The sequence below is a fragment of the Rhizobium sp. BR 317 genome (assembly GCF_047445835.1).
GTDB lineage: Bacteria > Pseudomonadota > Alphaproteobacteria > Rhizobiales > Rhizobiaceae > Rhizobium > Rhizobium paranaense.
In genome coordinates, this window is sequence record NZ_JARWLB010000202.1 from 1 (window position 1) to 628 (window position 628).

General features: G+C 64.4%; 1 protein-coding gene. It reads right to left on the bottom strand.

The features are described from left to right. Positions 1-199: 199 nt before the first annotated feature. Positions 200-628, bottom strand: a 429-nt coding sequence (locus QD357_RS32795) for a DUF1419 domain-containing protein (protein ID WP_414126161.1), incomplete at its 5' end; no start/stop codon positions are given.

Below are 628 nucleotides of genomic sequence, written 5' to 3' on the forward strand. Positions count from 1 at the left end.
GCCCGGAGGAAAGCGCGCTGCTGCCGAAGATATCGAGGGTGAAGGGATCATTGCTCATCGAAAACTCCTTGTGAGAAGGCACACGTCATCGCCCTGCCGATCGAGGCAGTTCGCGGGCGCGAAGGATCGGGGGGGGTCTGTCCTGCAGGCACGTGGACCGACCGCGATTAGCCGAGCGCGCTTGCGTCCAGCGCCGAGATTAGGCGGCGGCTTGAGCGGGGAGGTGGCGGAGATGCACTGGCAGCTTGGCGGCGATCTCGTGGTCGGCGAGATCCTCCAGAAGCCTCACCGTGCTGCCGGCCTGACCGCCGAAGAAGGCGATCGTGCGCTTGCCCCGAGCAGCTTTCGCGGCGCTGTMATCGGCATAGCCGCGGTATTGGTCGGCCGTGCTGCTCCAGATATGTTCGAGGCGTTCCTCGCGCGTCATGGCTCGCACCGGCCGGCTTTCGCGTTCGATGATGGCGACACGCATGGTTTCGGCCGACGCCTTGTCGGATAGATCGCAGTAGCCGTGGAAATWCCGGATCTTCTCATCGATCCGGAGCGCCAAGAAGACACTCGTGACCGAGCCGGTGAGGAACTCGCGCATCGCGAACATCGAACCGCGGATCCAGAGCGGCGGCAGGAT